Genomic DNA, 15,890 nt, shown 5'->3' on the forward strand with positions numbered 1-15,890 from the left:
TTCAATGGCTAACACTGTCAAGGTTGACCTGCCTGCAGAGATCTTCGACGTTCAGACCAACGTGCCGCTGCTGCACCAGGTCGTCGTTGCACAGCTCGCTGCTGCTCGCCAGGGTACCCACAAGACCAAGACCCGCGCCGAAGTTTCCGGTGCAGGCCGCAAGCCGTTCAAGCAGAAGGGCACCGGCCGCGCCCGTCAGGGTTCAATCCGTGCTCCGCACATGACCGGCGGTGGCGTTGTCCACGGGCCCACCCCGCGTGACTACAGCCAGCGGACCCCCAAGAAGATGATTGCTGCTGCACTGCGCGGCGCTCTCTCTGACCGCGCCCGCAACGGCCGCGTCCACGTCGTTTCTGAACTGGTTGCCGGCGACAAGCCGTCCTCCAAGGCAGCACTGGCAGCCCTGCGCGGAGTTTCCGAGCGCAAGAACCTGCTGGTCGTCATCGAGCGCGCGAACGACGTTGCTGCACTGTCCGTGCGCAACCTCGCCGAAGTTCACGTCCTGTACGTGGACCAGCTGAACACCTACGACGTGCTCGTTTCCGACGACGTAGTCTTCACTCAGGCTGCCTACGAAGCATTCGTTGCTGACAAGGCTGCAAAGAACCAGGAGGATGCCAAGTGAGCGCAGCCACCATCAAGGACCCGCGCGACGTCGTGCTTGCACCCGTCGTTTCGGAAAAGAGCTACGGCCTGATCGACGAGGGCAAGTACACCTTCCTGGTGGACCCCCGGTCGAACAAGACCGAGATCAAGCTGGCCGTGGAGAAGATCTTCTCCGTCAAGGTCGAATCGATCAACACCATCAACCGTGCCGGTAAGCGCAAGCGCACCAAATTCGGATGGGGTACCCGCAAGAACACCAAGCGTGCCATTGTGACCCTCAAAGAAGGCACTATCGACATCTTCGGCGGTCCGCTCGCGTAGCGGAGACCACTTTAACGAGGAAATGAATTATGGGAATCCGTAAATACAAGCCGACTACGCCGGGCCGCCGCGGCTCGAGCGTAGCTGACTTCACCGAAATCACGCGGTCGACGCCGGAAAAGTCGTTGGTACGTCCGCTGCCCAAGAAGGGCGGCCGTAACAACACCGGTAAGATCACCACCCGTCACAAGGGTGGCGGACACAAGCGCCAGTACCGTCTGATCGACTTCCGTCGCCACGACAAGGACGGCGTCAACGCCCGCGTTGCCGAAATCGAGTACGATCCGAACCGCACGGCTCGCATCGCCCTCCTGCACTACGTTGATGGCACCAAGCGCTACATCATCGCCCCGAACAAGCTCTCCCAGGGCGACTTCGTGGAAGCCGGCGCCAACGCTGACATCAAGCCTGGCAACAACCTGCCCCTGCGCAACATCCCCGTGGGTACCGTTATCCACGCGGTTGAGCTGCGCCCGGGCGGCGGTGCCAAGATGGCCCGTTCCGCCGGTGCATCTGTTCAGCTCGTCGCCAAGGAAGGCCGTTTCGCCCAGCTGCGTCTGCCCTCCGGCGAAATCCGCAACGTTGACGTGCGCTGCCGCGCCACGATCGGCGAGGTCGGCAACGCCGAGCAGTCGAACATCAACTGGGGCAAGGCCGGCCGTATGCGGTGGAAGGGCGTTCGCCCGACCGTCCGTGGTGTCGCCATGAACCCGGTTGACCACCCGCACGGTGGTGGTGAAGGTAAGACCTCCGGTGGTCGTCACCCGGTCAACCCGAACGGTAAGCCTGAAGGCCGTACCCGCCGCCCCAACAAAGAGAGCGACAAGCTTATTGTTCGTCGCCGTCGTACTGGCAAGAACAAGCGATAGGAGCCTGGACACATGCCACGCAGCCTGAAAAAAGGTCCTTTCGTTGACCAGCACCTCTTTGTGAAGGTCGCAAGGGAAAACGAAAAGGGCACCAAGAACGTCATCAAGACCTGGTCCCGCCGCTCGATGATCATCCCCGACATGCTCGGGCACACGATCGCCGTGCACGACGGACGCAAGCACATCCCGGTGTTTGTCACCGAGTCGATGGTCGGGCACAAGCTCGGCGAATTCGCTCCCACGCGGACATTCCGCGGCCATGTCAAGGACGACCGTAAGGGCAAGCGCCGCTAGGCGCCTGCACTTACGTCAAAGACGAGAGAAGGAAAGCAATGGAAGCCAAGGCAATTGCGCGCCACATCCGCGTAACGCCTATGAAGGCCCGGCGCGTCGTCAACCTTGTTCGTGGTAAGCAAGCGAACGAGGCTCTGGCAATTCTGAAGTTTGCCCCCCAGGCAGCTTCGGAGCCGGTATTCAAGGTAGTTCAGTCGGCAATCTCCAACGCCCGTGTCCTCGCGGACCGCGACGGCGTTGCGTTCGACGAAGGTGACCTCATCATCAGCGAAGCGTTTGTTGATGAAGGCCCGACCATGAAGCGGTTCCAGCCGCGTGCTCAGGGTCGTGCATTTCAGATCAAGAAGCGCACCAGCCACATCACCGTGGTAGTCGCTACCCCGGAGAAAGAGGAGGCTCGCTAAGTGGGACAGAAAGTAAACCCGCACGGGTTCCGACTCGGCATCACCACCGATCACGTATCGCACTGGTTCGCTGACAGCACCAAGTCCGGCCAGCGGTACAAGGACTTCGTTCGCGAAGACATCCGTATCCGCCAGCTCATGTCCACGGGCATGGAGCGCGCCGGCATCGCCAAGGTCGAGATCGAGCGCACCCGCGACCGTGTCCGCGTGGACATCCACACGGCACGTCCGGGCATCGTCATCGGCCGCCGCGGCGCCGAGGCCGACCGCATCCGCGGCGAGCTCGAAAAGCTCACCGGCAAGCAGGTCCAGCTGAACATCCTCGAGGTCAAGAACCCCGAGATGGAAGCCCAGCTTGTTGCCCAGGGTGTTGCCGAGCAGCTGACTTCCCGCGTGGCATTCCGCCGTGCGATGAAGAAGGCCATGCAGTCCGCGCAGCGTGCCGGTGCCAAGGGTATCCGTATCGCTTGCTCGGGCCGCCTCGGTGGCGCTGAAATGTCCCGCTCGGAGTTCTACCGCGAAGGCCGTGTGCCCCTGCACACCCTCCGCGCGAACATCGACTACGGCTTCTACGAAGCCAAGACCACCTTCGGCCGCATCGGCGTGAAGGTCTGGATCTACAAGGGCGACGTCACCTCCAAGGAACTGGCTCAGCAGGCAGCTGCTGCCCCGTCCCGCGGCCGCTCCGGCGACCGTCCGGGCCGCCCGGGTGGCGCTGACCGTGGTGACCGCCGCCGTCGCACCGAACGTCCGGCAGCCGAAGCTCCGGCAGCCGAGGCAGCCGCTCCGGCACAGGCAGCAGAAGGAGGACAGGCTTAAATGCTTATCCCACGTCGAGTCAAGCACCGTAAGCAGCACCACCCGGGTCGTTCCGGCGCTGCCACGGGCGGCACCAAGGTCTCCTTCGGTGAGTACGGCATCCAGGCTCTGAGCCCGGCCTACGTCACGAACCGTCAGATCGAGTCTGCCCGTATCGCGATGACCCGCCACATCAAGCGTGGCGGTAAGGTCTGGATCAACATCTACCCGGACCGTCCGCTGACCAAGAAGCCTGCCGAAACCCGCATGGGTTCCGGTAAGGGTTCGCCGGAGTGGTGGGTCGCAAACGTCAAGCCGGGCCGGGTTCTCTTTGAACTCTCCGGTGTCAGTGATGAGGTAGCTCGCGAGGCCCTGCGCCTGGCGATCCACAAGCTGCCGTTGAAGGCACGCATTGTGCGTCGCGAAGGTGGTGAGTAGAAATGGCAGTTGGGTCGAAGGATCTCGCACCCGCACAGCTGGACGGTTTCGACAACGAGCGTCTCGTTGAAGAACTCCGCAAGTCCAAGGAAGAGCTGTTCAACCTGCGTTTCCAGTCCGCTACCGGACAGCTGGAGAACCACGGTCGTCTGCGCGCGGTAAAGAAGGACATCGCACGCATCTACACCGTTCTCCGTGAGCGCGAGCTGGGCATTCGTGCCGAGGTTGCCGCACCGGTTGTGGAAGCCAAGGAAGAAAAGAAGTCCAAGAAGTCTGCAGCTAAGAAGGCTGAAAAGCCGGCCGAGGCTGAGACCGAGGAGGACGCCAAGTGAGTGAAAAGGACGAGAACGTGACGGAAACTGCTACGGCAGCTACGGCTGAGCAGCGCGGTTACCGTAAGACGCGTCGCGGCTACGTGGTCTCTGACAAGATGGACAAGACCATCGTTGTTCAGGTTGAAGACCGCGTGAAGCACGCCCTGTACGGCAAGGTCATCCGCCGCACCTCCAAGGTCAAGGCACACGACGAGCAGAACACCGCCGGCATCGGCGACCTGGTTGTCATCGCCGAGACCCGGCCGCTGTCCGCCACCAAGAACTGGCGGCTCGTGGAAATCCTCGAAAAGGCCAAGTAACACCCCGCAGCCTGGCTGCACCGGCAAACCCCCGTTCCCTTTGGGAGCGGGGGTTTCCCCGTTAAGTCGGGGGAGCGGCTAAGCGGGGGAGCGGCCGACGGCGGGACGAACGCCGGCGGTACATGCCGCCGTCGTACGTTGCGGGGGAGCTTGGCCTGTTGCGGGGGACCGGTGGCAAGTGATATGGAGCCTGGCCCAAACTGTGCTAAGATTTTGAGTTTGTATGGCGCCTTTTGTGTGCCGACAGCAAACCTCGTAAACAATCGTGCCACGGCATAGTGCCCCCTTGCGCCTTCACGGGCCTGGGAAGCAACTGTTTGTGGCACGGGCGTTTAGGCCTGGTCTGGCAAAATCCAGTCAGGTCAAGAGACACCCCGATCAACCGTTCCGCAAGGCTCATTCCGTAGCAAGTTATTCGGTCTGAGAACCGGCGCGACGCAAGGAGTAAATAGTGATTCAGCAGGAGTCGCGACTCAAGGTCGCCGACAACACGGGTGCTAAGGAAATCCTTACCATTCGCGTTCTCGGTGGATCTGGCCGTCGCTACGCAGGCATTGGCGACGTCATCGTCGCAACCGTCAAGGATGCAATCCCGGGCGGCAACGTAAAGAAGGGCGACGTCGTCAAGGCTGTCATCGTCCGTACCAAGAAGGAACGCCGCCGTGCGGATGGTTCCTACATCAAGTTTGACGAGAACGCAGCCGTCATCCTGAAGAACGACGGTGACCCCCGCGGTACCCGTATCTTCGGACCGGTTGGTCGTGAACTCCGTGACAAGAAGTTCATGAAGATCGTTTCTCTGGCTCCGGAGGTGCTCTAGTCCATGGCTAAGATCAAGAAGGGTGACCTGGTACAGGTCATCACTGGCGCCAAGGCTGAGCGCGGCGGCGACCGTGGCAAGCAGGGCAAGGTCCTGCGCGTGTTCCCGGAAACCAACCGCGTGCTGGTTGAGGGTATCAACCGCGTAACCAAGCACACCAAGGTCGGACAGTCGCAGCGCGGCACCAAGACCGGCGGCATCGAGGTTGTCGAGGCTTCCATCCACGTTTCCAACGTGGCTCTGGTTGACCCGTCCACCAAGAAGCCGACCCGCGTTGGTTTCCGCCTCGACACCGTAGAGAAGGACGGCGTCAAGAAGACCGTCCGCATCCGCGTGGCCAAGAGCTCCGGGAAGGACATCTAATGACTGAGACTCTCGAGACTCCGGCAACGAAGATCGTTCCTCGTCTGAAGACCAAGTACGCCGATTCCATCAAGAGCGCGCTTCTTGAGGAATTCAAGTACGAGAACGTGAACCAGGTTCCCCGTCTGGTCAAGGTTGTTGTGAACATGGGTGTTGGAGATGCCGCCAAGGACTCCAAGCTGATCGACGGCGCTGTCCGCGACCTCACCCTGATCACCGGCCAGAAGCCGCAGGTCACCAAGGCCCGCAAGTCGATCGCCCAGTTCAAGCTGCGCGAAGGCATGCCGATTGGTGCACACGCAACCCTGCGTGGCGACCGCATGTGGGAATTCGTGGACCGTCTGGTCACGCTGGCCCTGCCCCGTATCCGCGACTTCCGCGGCCTCAGCGGCAAGCAGTTTGACGGCAACGGCAACTACACCTTCGGTCTGACCGAGCAGGTTATGTTCCACGAGATCGACCAGGACTCCATCGACCGCACCCGCGGTATGGACATCACGGTTGTGACCACCGCCAAGACCGACGACGAAGGCCGCGCGCTGCTCAAGGCGCTTGGTTTCCCGTTCAAGACCGAAGCTTAATTAACTACGTAAAAGGTCCGGCCGCTCTGATCCCCCAGGGACAGAACGGTGGAAACCGTTACGAGGAAGGGCAAGTGCCCAAATGACAATGACAGATCCTGTCGCAGATATGCTTACGCGCCTGCGTAACGCAAACTCGGCATACCACGACTCCGTGTCTATGCCTTACAGCAAGCTGAAGGCTCGCGTTGCTGACATCCTCAAGGCCGAAGGTTTCATCGCCGGCTGGAAGGAAGAGGACGCTGAAGTCGGCAAGAAGCTGACCATCGACCTCAAGTTCGGTCCCAACCGCGAGCGTTCAATCGCGGGTGTCCGTCGTATTTCCAAGCCGGGTCTCCGCGTTTACGCGAAGTCCACCAACCTGCCGCACGTGCTGGGTGGCCTGGGTATCGCAATCCTGTCCACCTCTTCCGGCCTCCTGACTGACAAGCAGGCCGGCAAGAAGGGCGTGGGCGGCGAAGTCCTCGCTTACGTCTGGTAACGGGAAAGGAAGAGAATAATGTCACGTATTGGACGTCTCCCCATCACCGTTCCTGCCGGCGTTGAGGTCAAGGTTGACGGCTCTGTCGTCAGCGTCAAGGGTTCCAAGGGCGAGCTGAGCCACACTGTGGCCAGCCCGATCGAGGTTGCGCTGGAAGACAGCACCCTGACCGTCACCCGCCCGAACGACGAGCGGGCCTCCCGTTCGCTCCACGGCCTGACCCGCACCCTGATCTCCAACATGATCCAGGGCGTTACCGCAGGCTACGAGAAGAAGCTCGAAATCGTTGGTACCGGTTACCGCGTTCAGGCCAAGGGATCTGACCTTGAGTTCGCTCTCGGCTACAGCCACCCGGTCAGCGTTTCGGCTCCGGCCGGCATCACCTTTGCAGTAGAGGGTCCGACCAAGCTCTCTGTCTCAGGCATCAACAAGCAGCAGGTCGGCGAGGTTGCTGCCAACATTCGCAAGCTGCGCAAGCCTGACCCGTACAAGGGCAAGGGCATCCGCTACGCGGGCGAAGTCATCCGCCGCAAGGTCGGAAAGGCTGGTAAGTAACCATGGCCATCGCCATTAACAAGAAGCGTACGAACAAGAGCAAGTCTGCTTCGCGCAGCCGCCGCCAGCTTCGTATCCGCAAGCGCATCTCCGGAACGGCTGTACGTCCTCGCCTGGTCGTCAACCGCTCCGCACGCCACGTATTTGTCCAGGTTGTCGACGACACCATTGGCCAGACCGTAGCGAGCGCGTCCACTCTGGAAGCTGACCTTCGTGCATTCGACGGTGACAAGACCGCCAAGGCCAAGCGCGTCGGCGAGCTCGTCGCCGAGCGTGCCAAGGCTGCCGGCGTCGAAGCTGTCGTTTTCGACCGTGGTGGTAACAAGTACCACGGCCGGATCGCCGCCGTCGCTGACGGTGCACGCGAAGGTGGGCTGTCACTGTGACCGAAGCAAACAAGGAAAAGGACACTGTGCCTGCAGAAGAGAAGGCGACCGAAGCCGCAGCTGCTGAGACCACTGCCCCCGCTACCGAGGACCGCCGTGGTGGCGCCCGTCGCGGCGAGCGTGGCGACCGTGGCCAGGGCCGCGGCGACCGCGGTGGCCGTGGCGGCCGCGATGGCGGACGTGAAGCCGAGAAGAACCAGTTCATCGAGCGCGTTGTCACCATCAACCGCGTTTCCAAGGTCGTCAAGGGTGGTCGTCGCTTCAGCTTCACCGCTCTCGTCGTCGTCGGTGACGGTAACGGCCTGGTCGGCGTCGGTTACGGCAAGGCCAAGGAAGTTCCCGCTGCTATCGCCAAGGGCGTTGAAGAGGCTAAGAAGTCCTTCTTCCGCGTTCCCCGCGTTGGCAACTCCATCCCTCACCGTGTTCAGGGTGAAGCCGCTGCAGGCGTCGTAATGCTGCGTCCGGCTTCCGCCGGTACCGGTGTTATCGCCGGTGGTCCGGTCCGTGCAGTACTGGAGTGCGTGGGCATCCACGACATCCTCTCCAAGTCGCTCGGTTCCTCCAACGCCATCAACATCGTTCACGCGACCGTTGATGCCCTGAAGCGCCTCGAAGAGCCGGCAGCCGTGGCAGCACGCCGTGGCCTGCCGCTTGACGAGGTCGCTCCGGCGGCACTGGTGAAGGCTCTGATGAACCAGAAGGCAGGTGTCTAAGTCATGGCTAAGAACCTGATTCCCTCCGACGCCAAGTTGGAGATCACCCAGATTAAGGGCGTCATTGGCGCCAAGCAGAACCAGCGCGACACCCTGCGGTCCCTCGGCCTGAAGCGGATCGGACACACCGTTGTCCGCACCGCCGACGCCGTCACCGTGGGAATGCTCAACACGGTTCCGCACCTCGTGAATGTTGAGGAGGCGAAGTAATGGCAGAGAAGAACACGGCCGAGACCGCAGCTGCTGAAAAGCAGAGCGCTCTGAAGGTTCACCACCTGCGTCCCGCCCCCGGTGCCAAGACCGCCAAGACCCGTGTTGGTCGTGGTGAAGGCTCCAAGGGTAAGACCGCCGGTCGCGGTACCAAGGGTACGAAGGCCCGCTACCAGGTGAAGGCTGGCTTTGCCGGCGGCCAGCTGCCGCTGCACATGCGCCTGCCGAAGCTGCGCGGCTTCAAGAACCCGTTCCGGGTTGAGTTCCAGGTTGTGAACCTGGACAAGCTCAACGAGCTGTTCCCGGAAGGTGGCGCTGTCACCGTGGAGGACCTGGTTGCAAAGGGTGCCGTTCGCAAGAACCAGCCCGTGAAGGTGCTTGGCACCGGCGACATCACCGTCAAGGTTGACGTCACCGTCCACGCCTTCTCAGCCAGCGCTGCTGAAAAGATCGCTGCAGCCGGCGGAAGCACCACCGCGCTCTAGGGGATTTACTCCCGGAGCCGGCGGGCATCAGCCTGCTGCGAAAACTCCCGGCACGGGGGCCGAGGCCCCTGTGCCGGGAGTTTTTCCATACCTATTGGGTCTTCCGGATTGTTCGCATGCCGCAAACACCGGTTAGACTCGGTTGTTGGGTTTATAGACCTGCATCACCAGACTTAATAACTACTGAGGAGGACGCTTGCTAAGCGCATTCGGCCGGGCGTTTCGGACGCCTGATCTGCGACGCAAGTTGTTGTTCACGCTGGGAATCATCACAATCTTCCGCTTGGGAGCTTTTATCCCCTCGCCCGGTGTGAGCTACCAGAATGTCCAGCAATGCTTGTCGAACGGGCAGACCCAGGGCGGGATCTACCAGCTCGTCAATCTTTTCAGCGGTGGTGCACTGCTGCAGGTCTCCATCTTCGCCCTGGGAATCATGCCGTACATCACGGCCAGCATCATTGTGCAGCTCCTGCGCGTGGTCATCCCGCGTTTCCAGCAGCTGTATGAAGAGGGTGCCTCCGGGCAGTCCAAGCTGACGCAGTACACGCGGTACCTGACCATCGCGCTGGGCCTGCTGAATGCCACGACGCTGGTGTCGCTGGCGCGCTCGGGCCAGCTGCTGCCCGGCTGCAACCTGCCGATCATCCCGGACCAGAGCGTCATCACCACGATCCTCATCGTCATCACGCTGACGGCCGGCACCGGCCTCATCATGTGGATGGGTGAACTGGTGACCGAGAAGGGCGTCGGCAACGGCATGTCGCTGCTGATCTTCACGGCGATTGCTGCGGGCTTCCCCACCTCACTGGGCGCCATCTGGACCGCGCAGGGCCCGGGGACGTTCTTCATCGTCATCATCATCGGCCTGCTGACCGTTGCCCTGGTGGTGTTCGTGGAGCAGTCCCAGCGCCGCATCCCGGTGCAGTATGCCAAGCGGATGATCGGACGCCGGACTGTGGGCGGCACCAGCACCTACATTCCGATCAAGGTGAACATGGCGGGCGTCATTCCCGTCATCTTCGCCTCCTCGATGCTCTACCTGCCGGCGTTGATCTCCCAGTTCAACCAGCCGAAGGCGGGGGAGTCCATCCAGCCGTGGGTTGAGTGGATCAACAACAACCTGACCCGCGGGGACCACCCCATCTACATGGCGCTGTACTTCGCCATGATTGTGTTCTTTACCTACTTCTACGTCGCGATCACCTTCAACCCTGAAGAGGTCAGCGACAACATGAAGAAATACGGCGGCTTCATTCCGGGTATCCGTGCCGGCAAGCCGACCGCGGATTACCTGCAGTACGTCCTGTCGCGCATCACGCTGCCCGGAGCCTTCTACCTTGGCTTCGTGGCACTGATCCCGCTGGTGGCGCTCGTGCTGATCAACGCCAACCAGAACTTCCCGTTCGGTGGCACCTCGATCCTGATCATGGTGGGCGTTGGCCTGGAAACCGTCAAGCAAATTGACGCGCAGCTACAGCAGCGTCACTACGAAGGGCTATTGCGATGACCAGAATGTTGATTATCGGACCTCCGGGTTCGGGCAAGGGCACGCAGGCGGAACGCATCTCGGAACGCCTCGGCGTCGTTGCGATCTCCACCGGCGACATCTTCCGCGCCAACGTCAAGGGCGAGACTCCGCTCGGCGTTGAGGCCAAGAAGTACATGGACAACGGGGATTTCGTTCCGGACAGCGTCACCAACAAGATGGTCCGCGACCGTCTCAGCGAGGCCGACGTCGAGGACGGCTTCCTGCTGGATGGCTACCCCCGCACCACCGCCCAGGTTGACTACCTGGACCAGATCCTGGCCGACGGCGACCAGAAGCTGGACGTCGTCCTGCAGCTCACCGCCGATGACGAGGAACTCGTGTCCCGCCTGCTGGGCCGCGCGAAGGAAACCGGCCGCAGTGACGACAACGAAGCCGTCATCCGTCACCGCCTGGACCTCTACCACGAGCAGACCGAAGCTGTTGTGGCCAAGTATGCCGAACGCGGCATCCTGACCCAGGTTGACGGCATCGGCCAGATCGATGAAGTCACCGACCGCGTCATGCAGGCCATCAAGGAAGCTCAGGCCGCCTGATATTAGTTCCAACGCTGCGAGGCTCCTCCCGGACCACTGGGAGGGGCCTCCGGCTTTTAGCCCCGCGCTTTTAGCCCCGCGCTTTTGATCCCGGATCCGGTGACCAGCCGGGCAGGGGCACACTGAGAGGAAACACCGCTGATGGCATTCGGCCAGCCACGGATTGAATACAAGACCAACGCCCAGATGCGCACCATGCACGAGGCAGGGCTCGTGCTGAGCCGCGCCCTCGATGCGGCAGTGGCCGCAGCTGTCCCGGGCGTCACCACCCGGCAGCTCGACGAGGTCTTCGCGGCAGTGCTGCTGGAGGCCGGCGCCAAGTCCAACTTCCTGGGCTATCACGGGTTCCCCGCGAGCATCTGCACTTCCGTGAACGAGGAAGTGGTCCACGGCATCCCGGGGGACAAGGTCCTGCAGGACGGGGACATCATCTCCATCGACGGCGGGGCGATCGTCAACGGCTGGCACTCGGACTCCGCCCGGACGGTCATTGTGGGAACGCCGGACCCGGAGGACCAGCGCCTCTCCGACGTCACCGAGGCCGCCATGTGGCACGGAATTGCCGGCCTGGCCAAGGGCAAGTTCGTAGGGGACATTGGCGCGGCCATCGACGACTATGTCTCGTCGGTGCCGGGCAAGCCCCTGGGCATCCTCGAGGACTATGTGGGCCACGGCATCGGTTCCGAGATGCACATGGCCCCCGATGTGCTGAACTACCGCACCAGCCACCGCGGACCGAAGATCCGTCCCGGCCTGTGCCTGGCGATCGAGCCGATGCTGGTGCGCGGCGGCATCGAGACGGCGGTCCTCGAGGACGACTGGACCGTGGTCACCACCGACGGCAAGCGCTCCTGCCAGTGGGAGCACTCCGTGGCTGTCCACGAGAAGGGCATCTGGGTGCTCTCGGCGCCCGACGGCGGCGCCGCGAAGCTGGCACCCCTCGGCGTGGTGCCGGTCCCGATCCCCTGAGCTTTTAGCTGGGCGACACGCAAAATCCCTGGCGACACCGGAATTCCGGTGTCGCCAGGGATTTTGCGCGTCATGGGGAAGTATCTGCGTCGCCGTGTCAGCTCGCGGGGCAGAATGGGAGCCATGGAAGCGAGCGACGGAGCCAACGAAGCAGCCGGGGCGCAGGGACAGATCACCGATGTGCCCGGTATCCGGGTGGGTCACCAGCAGAAGTACGACGGCGGGTGGCTGAGCGGGGTGACTGTGGTCCTGCCCCCTGCGGGGACAGTAGGTTCGGTGGACGTCCGCGGGGGAGGGCCCGGCACCCATGAGACCGATGCCCTCGACCCCACGACCCTCGTGTCCACAGTGGACGCCGTGGTACTCACCGGCGGCAGCGCGTACGGACTGGTGACAGCGCACGGTGCCCAGCGCTGGTGCGAGGAGCAGGGCAGGGGCTTCGCCGTGCTCGGCGGGGTCGTGCCCATCGTTCCGGCCGCCGCGATCTTCGACCTCGGCCGCGGGGGCGATTTCGGCGCCCGCCCGGATGAGGCCATGGGCTACGCCGCAGCAGAGGCGGCAGGCGCGCAGACGGAAGGGCACGACGTCGAACGCGGCAACGTGGGTGCCGGCACCGGTGCGGTCATAGGACGCGGCAAATACAAGGGCGGAGTGGGCACGGCGTCGGCCACCCTGGATAACGGCATTGTCGTCGGGGCGCTGGCAGTGGTGAATGCCCTGGGCCTGCCGCTGCTTGGGCCTGCCGGAACCGGGCCTTTCGGTGCAGGCGATTTCGACGGGCTCAATCCGCCGCCCCTGAACACCTCGCTTGTGGTCGTCGCCACGAATGCGGTGCTGGACACCGCCGAGTGCAATCGGACCGCCTCCGCCGCCCATGCAGGGCTGGCCCGGGCGCTGAATCCGAGCCACACCCTGGCCGACGGCGACACCGTGTTCTGCCTCGCCACCGGAGCCCAAGAACTGGACAGGAGTACGGAAGCCGCCCGGCAGATAAGTCTCATTACCCTGCAGAGTGCGGCAGCCGACGTCGTACGTTTGGCCATCCTGGATGGGGTCAGCAGCGCCCGGGCGGTGACAACACCTGCGGGGGAATTTGGTGCATACCCGGGCAATGTGCGCTAACATGGCTGGATTTAACTTTCCGGGCGTAATGCCGTAGAGTTGCATGTTGGTTGTCTGCCCTGCCACGCCCATTTGCGGGCCGGAGGGCGACGGTCAATCAAATCAAAAACGTCCGCAGTCATGCCCGGCGCCCGCCGGAGGTCTGCGGCAAACAACAGTTAGCGGAGGATATGGCCAAGAAGGACGGGGTCATTGAGATCGAGGGCGTAGTGACTGAGGCGCTGCCCAACGCGATGTTTCGTGTTGAGCTCACCAACAAGCACGTGGTCCTCGCACACATCTCTGGGAAGATGCGCCAGCACTACATCAGGATTCTTCCTGAGGACCGCGTAGTGGTGGAGCTGAGCCCTTATGACCTGACACGTGGTCGTATCGTCTACCGCTACAAGTAAACGTTGGGCGGCCAAGGCATCAGCCTAAGGCCGGTTCATCGGACCAACTGCTATCACGCAAAGGAACGCCATGAAGGTCAAGCCGAGCGTCAAGCAGATCTGCGAAAAGTGCAAAGTGATCCGCCGTAACGGCCGGGTCATGGTGATCTGCGAGAACCCGCGCCACAAGCAGCGCCAGGGCTAATTCCCTCCGGGGAATCCCTGGGTTGCTAACCCACGCAAGTAAATAAAGGCAGCACAAGCTGAACTGGGACGTATGGGCCCGGACAGCTAACCCCCGGTCGGAGGCTGGGGCCGCACTGAAAGTGCGGGTGTACTGCCTACGACCTCCGGTTTATTCAAGGAGTACCGCCACTATGGCTCGTCTCGCTGGCGTAGACATTCCCCGCGAAAAGCGGCTGGAAATTGCGCTTACTTACATCTACGGCGTGGGCAAGACCCGTGCACACGAAACCCTGGCTGCCACCGGCATCAGCGCTGACGTTCGGGTCAAGGACCTGACGGACGCGCAGCTGGTAGAGCTGCGTGACTACATTGAAGGCAACTACAAGGTTGAGGGTGACCTTCGCCGCGAAGTAGCAGCAGATATCCGCCGCAAGGTTGAAATCGGCAGCTACGAAGGCCTGCGTCACCGCAAGGGCCTGCCCGTACGCGGTCAGCGTACGAAGACCAACGCTCGTACCCGCAAGGGCCCGAAGCGTACCGTCGCCGGCAAGAAGAAGGCCCGCTAAACCGCATTTGCCTAACGGCAACTGTGGGATCAGCACGGCCTTCCCCCAAATAACTTTCTGTAGGAGAAGAAATGCCCCCGAAGACTCGTGGCGCGGTTCGCAAGCCGCGTAAGAAGGACAAGAAGAATATCGCGCTTGGCCAGGCGCACATCAAGAGCACGTTCAACAACACCATCGTGTCCATCACGGACCCGACCGGTGCTGTGATCTCTTGGGCTTCCGCCGGTGAGGTTGGATTCAAGGGCTCGCGTAAGTCCACCCCGTTCGCTGCGCAGATGGCTGCCGAAGCCGCCGCCAAGCGTGCACAGGAGCACGGCCTGAAGAAGGTTGACGTGTTCGTCAAGGGACCGGGTTCCGGACGCGAAACCGCCATCCGTTCGCTGCAGGCTGCCGGCCTCGAGGTTGGCTCCATCCAGGACGTCACCCCCGCCGCGCACAACGGCTGCCGTCCGCCGAAGCGCCGCCGCGTCTAAGTACTTTTCGCCGCTTGGAGCTTGCCCGGACCCGTTTCGGGTCCGGGCAAGCCCAGCGCGTTAAGTCTTCAGACCGATTTTCCACCACCTGTGTTGCGTCATATAGCGGATGCTCGCCGAAAGGAAACCTAAGTGCTCATTGCACAGCGCCCCACCCTCTCCGAAGAGGTAGTCTCCGAAAACCGCTCCCGTTTCATCATTGAACCGCTGGAGCCGGGCTTCGGTTACACCCTCGGAAACTCCCTCCGCCGTACCCTGCTCTCCTCCATCCCCGGTGCCGCTGTAACCAGCATCCGGATCGATGGCGTGCTGCACGAGTTCACGACGGTTCCGGGTGTCAAGGAAGATGTCACCGAGATCATCCTCAACATCAAGAACCTGTCCGTGTCCTCCGAGCACGACGAGCCGGTTGTTGCTTACCTGCGCAAGCAGGGCCCCGGAGTCGTCACCGCCGCGGACATCGCTCCGCCGGCCGGAGTCGAGTTCCACAACCCGGATCTGCACATTGCCACGCTGAACTCGAAGGGCAAGTTCGAACTCGAACTGACCATCGAGCGCGGCCGCGGCTACGTTTCGGCAGCTCAGAACAAGTCCGGCGATGCAGAGATCGGCCGTATTCCGGTTGACTCCATCTACTCGCCGGTGCTGAAGGTTACTTTCCGCGTGGAAGCCACCCGTGTTGAGCAGCGCACCGACTTCGACAAGCTCATTGTCGACGTCGAGACCAAGCAGGCCATCGCCCCGCGCGATGCCGTTGCTTCCGCTGGCACCACCCTGGTGGAACTGTTCGGTCTGGCCCGCGAGCTGAACACCGCAGCTGAGGGTATCGAAATCGGCCCGTCGCCGACGGATGCTGCCCTGGCAGCAGACATGGCTCTGCCGATCGAGGATCTGGACCTCACCGTCCGTTCCTACAACTGCCTCAAGCGTGAGGGCATCCACACCGTGGGTGAACTCGTTGCCCGCTCCGAGGCTGACCTGATGGACATCCGCAACTTCGGTGCGAAGTCCATCGATGAGGTCAAGGCAAAGCTGGTTGAACTGGGTCTGTCCCTGAAGGACTCGCCTCCCGGTTTCGACCTCGCCGCCCGCGCCGCAGCCATCGAAGAGGACGACGCCGCGTTCAGCGACGACGAGCTCTAACAAGCAGATCTTGGCCGAGG

The 15,890-nt window shown here is 62.4% G+C and carries 27 protein-coding genes; all 27 read left to right on the top strand.

Annotated elements, in window-relative coordinates; all coding sequences use genetic code 11:
* Positions 1–4 precede the first annotated feature (4 nt).
* The gene (gene rplD, locus ACFRAH_RS14375; protein ID WP_377991575.1) at positions 5–625 is read left to right on the top strand and encodes a 50S ribosomal protein L4; all 621 of its coding nucleotides are present in this window, start codon (positions 5–7) and stop codon (positions 623–625) included.
* The gene (gene rplW / locus ACFRAH_RS14380) at positions 622–927 is read left to right on the top strand and encodes a 50S ribosomal protein L23 (protein WP_011692807.1); all 306 of its coding nucleotides are present in this window, start codon (positions 622–624) and stop codon (positions 925–927) included. The genes rplD and rplW overlap by 4 nt, the downstream gene beginning before the upstream one ends.
* Before the next feature lie 29 nt (positions 928–956).
* Positions 957–1,796 (top strand): 50S ribosomal protein L2, encoded by an 840-nt coding sequence (gene rplB / locus ACFRAH_RS14385; RefSeq protein WP_003803804.1) that lies wholly within the window; start codon positions 957–959, stop codon positions 1,794–1,796.
* 12 nt (positions 1,797–1,808) lie between these two features.
* Entirely contained in the window at positions 1,809–2,090 is a 282-nt protein-coding gene (rpsS, locus tag ACFRAH_RS14390; protein ID WP_003803803.1) for a 30S ribosomal protein S19, read from the top strand.
* A gap of 38 nt (positions 2,091–2,128) precedes the next feature.
* Positions 2,129–2,494, top strand: a complete 366-nt coding sequence (gene rplV, locus ACFRAH_RS14395) for a 50S ribosomal protein L22 (RefSeq protein WP_003803798.1) — start codon at positions 2,129–2,131, stop codon at positions 2,492–2,494.
* Positions 2,495–3,313 carry a 30S ribosomal protein S3 gene (rpsC, locus tag ACFRAH_RS14400; protein WP_377991577.1) on the top strand — a complete coding sequence of 273 codons (819 nt, stop codon included), beginning with the start codon at positions 2,495–2,497 and terminating at the stop codon, positions 3,311–3,313. It abuts the gene before it with no gap.
* Entirely contained in the window at positions 3,314–3,730 is a 417-nt protein-coding gene (rplP, locus tag ACFRAH_RS14405) for a 50S ribosomal protein L16 (protein ID WP_102973688.1), read from the top strand.
* A gap of 2 nt (positions 3,731–3,732) precedes the next feature.
* Positions 3,733–4,062: a 50S ribosomal protein L29 gene (rpmC, locus tag ACFRAH_RS14410; RefSeq protein ID WP_003803792.1), complete on the top strand. Its 330-nt coding sequence runs from the start codon at positions 3,733–3,735 to the stop codon at positions 4,060–4,062.
* Complete coding sequence (gene rpsQ / locus ACFRAH_RS14415) at positions 4,059–4,364, top strand: 30S ribosomal protein S17 (protein ID WP_076801234.1); 306 nt, start codon at positions 4,059–4,061, stop codon at positions 4,362–4,364. Before rpmC ends, rpsQ begins: the two co-directional genes overlap by 4 nt.
* Before the next feature lie 451 nt (positions 4,365–4,815).
* Complete coding sequence (gene rplN / locus ACFRAH_RS14420) at positions 4,816–5,184, top strand: 50S ribosomal protein L14 (protein ID WP_003803789.1); 369 nt, start codon at positions 4,816–4,818, stop codon at positions 5,182–5,184.
* Positions 5,185–5,187: 3 nt separating this feature from the next.
* Positions 5,188–5,547 (top strand): 50S ribosomal protein L24, encoded by a 360-nt coding sequence (rplX, locus tag ACFRAH_RS14425; RefSeq protein ID WP_102973687.1) that lies wholly within the window; start codon positions 5,188–5,190, stop codon positions 5,545–5,547.
* On the top strand, positions 5,547–6,128 hold the full coding sequence (gene rplE / locus ACFRAH_RS14430; protein ID WP_003803769.1) for a 50S ribosomal protein L5: 582 nt from the start codon (positions 5,547–5,549) through the stop codon (positions 6,126–6,128). The genes rplX and rplE overlap by 1 nt, the downstream gene beginning before the upstream one ends.
* Positions 6,129–6,210: 82 nt before the next feature.
* Positions 6,211–6,609 carry a 30S ribosomal protein S8 gene (rpsH, locus tag ACFRAH_RS14435; RefSeq protein WP_003803767.1) on the top strand — a complete coding sequence of 133 codons (399 nt, stop codon included), beginning with the start codon at positions 6,211–6,213 and terminating at the stop codon, positions 6,607–6,609.
* A gap of 18 nt (positions 6,610–6,627) precedes the next feature.
* Positions 6,628–7,164: a 50S ribosomal protein L6 gene (gene rplF / locus ACFRAH_RS14440; RefSeq protein WP_377991581.1), complete on the top strand. Its 537-nt coding sequence runs from the start codon at positions 6,628–6,630 to the stop codon at positions 7,162–7,164.
* A 2-nt stretch (positions 7,165–7,166) separates the two neighbouring features.
* Positions 7,167–7,550 (top strand): 50S ribosomal protein L18, encoded by a 384-nt coding sequence (gene rplR, locus ACFRAH_RS14445; protein WP_003803763.1) that lies wholly within the window; start codon positions 7,167–7,169, stop codon positions 7,548–7,550.
* On the top strand, positions 7,547–8,263 hold the full coding sequence (gene rpsE, locus ACFRAH_RS14450) for a 30S ribosomal protein S5 (RefSeq protein ID WP_377991583.1): 717 nt from the start codon (positions 7,547–7,549) through the stop codon (positions 8,261–8,263). Before rplR ends, rpsE begins: the two co-directional genes overlap by 4 nt.
* A 3-nt stretch (positions 8,264–8,266) precedes the next feature.
* Positions 8,267–8,473, top strand: coding sequence for a 50S ribosomal protein L30 (gene rpmD / locus ACFRAH_RS14455; protein WP_377949446.1), 207 nt, complete (start codon positions 8,267–8,269; stop codon positions 8,471–8,473).
* Positions 8,473–8,958 (top strand): 50S ribosomal protein L15, encoded by a 486-nt coding sequence (gene rplO, locus ACFRAH_RS14460; RefSeq protein ID WP_377991585.1) that lies wholly within the window; start codon positions 8,473–8,475, stop codon positions 8,956–8,958. Before rpmD ends, rplO begins: the two co-directional genes overlap by 1 nt.
* A gap of 196 nt (positions 8,959–9,154) precedes the next feature.
* Positions 9,155–10,465, top strand: a complete 1,311-nt coding sequence (gene secY, locus ACFRAH_RS14465; RefSeq protein ID WP_377991587.1) for a preprotein translocase subunit SecY — start codon at positions 9,155–9,157, stop codon at positions 10,463–10,465.
* Between the two features lie 5 nt (positions 10,466–10,470).
* Positions 10,471–11,040, top strand: coding sequence for an adenylate kinase (locus ACFRAH_RS14470; protein WP_331572399.1), 570 nt, complete (start codon positions 10,471–10,473; stop codon positions 11,038–11,040).
* A gap of 141 nt (positions 11,041–11,181) precedes the next feature.
* Entirely contained in the window at positions 11,182–12,009 is an 828-nt protein-coding gene (map, locus tag ACFRAH_RS14475) for a type I methionyl aminopeptidase (protein ID WP_377991589.1), read from the top strand.
* 123 nt (positions 12,010–12,132) lie between these two features.
* Positions 12,133–13,131: a P1 family peptidase gene (locus ACFRAH_RS14480; protein WP_377991591.1), complete on the top strand. Its 999-nt coding sequence runs from the start codon at positions 12,133–12,135 to the stop codon at positions 13,129–13,131.
* Positions 13,132–13,301: 170 nt separating this feature from the next.
* On the top strand, positions 13,302–13,523 hold the full coding sequence (gene infA, locus ACFRAH_RS14485; protein WP_011775571.1) for a translation initiation factor IF-1: 222 nt from the start codon (positions 13,302–13,304) through the stop codon (positions 13,521–13,523).
* Positions 13,524–13,593: 70 nt separating this feature from the next.
* Positions 13,594–13,707, top strand: a complete 114-nt coding sequence (gene rpmJ, locus ACFRAH_RS14490) for a 50S ribosomal protein L36 (protein ID WP_009358722.1) — start codon at positions 13,594–13,596, stop codon at positions 13,705–13,707.
* A 172-nt stretch (positions 13,708–13,879) separates the two neighbouring features.
* The gene (gene rpsM / locus ACFRAH_RS14495; protein ID WP_003803743.1) at positions 13,880–14,254 is read left to right on the top strand and encodes a 30S ribosomal protein S13; all 375 of its coding nucleotides are present in this window, start codon (positions 13,880–13,882) and stop codon (positions 14,252–14,254) included.
* 71 nt (positions 14,255–14,325) lie between these two features.
* A complete protein-coding gene (gene rpsK / locus ACFRAH_RS14500) occupies positions 14,326–14,727 on the top strand; it encodes a 30S ribosomal protein S11 (RefSeq protein ID WP_003803734.1) in 402 nt (133 codons plus the stop codon).
* Positions 14,728–14,859: 132 nt separating this feature from the next.
* Positions 14,860–15,870 (top strand): DNA-directed RNA polymerase subunit alpha, encoded by a 1,011-nt coding sequence (locus ACFRAH_RS14505; RefSeq protein ID WP_003803733.1) that lies wholly within the window; start codon positions 14,860–14,862, stop codon positions 15,868–15,870.
* Positions 15,871–15,890 lie beyond the last annotated feature (20 nt).

Origin of the sequence: Arthrobacter sp. NPDC056727, from assembly GCF_042790555.1 — a bacterium.
Lineage (GTDB): Bacteria > Actinomycetota > Actinomycetes > Actinomycetales > Micrococcaceae > Arthrobacter.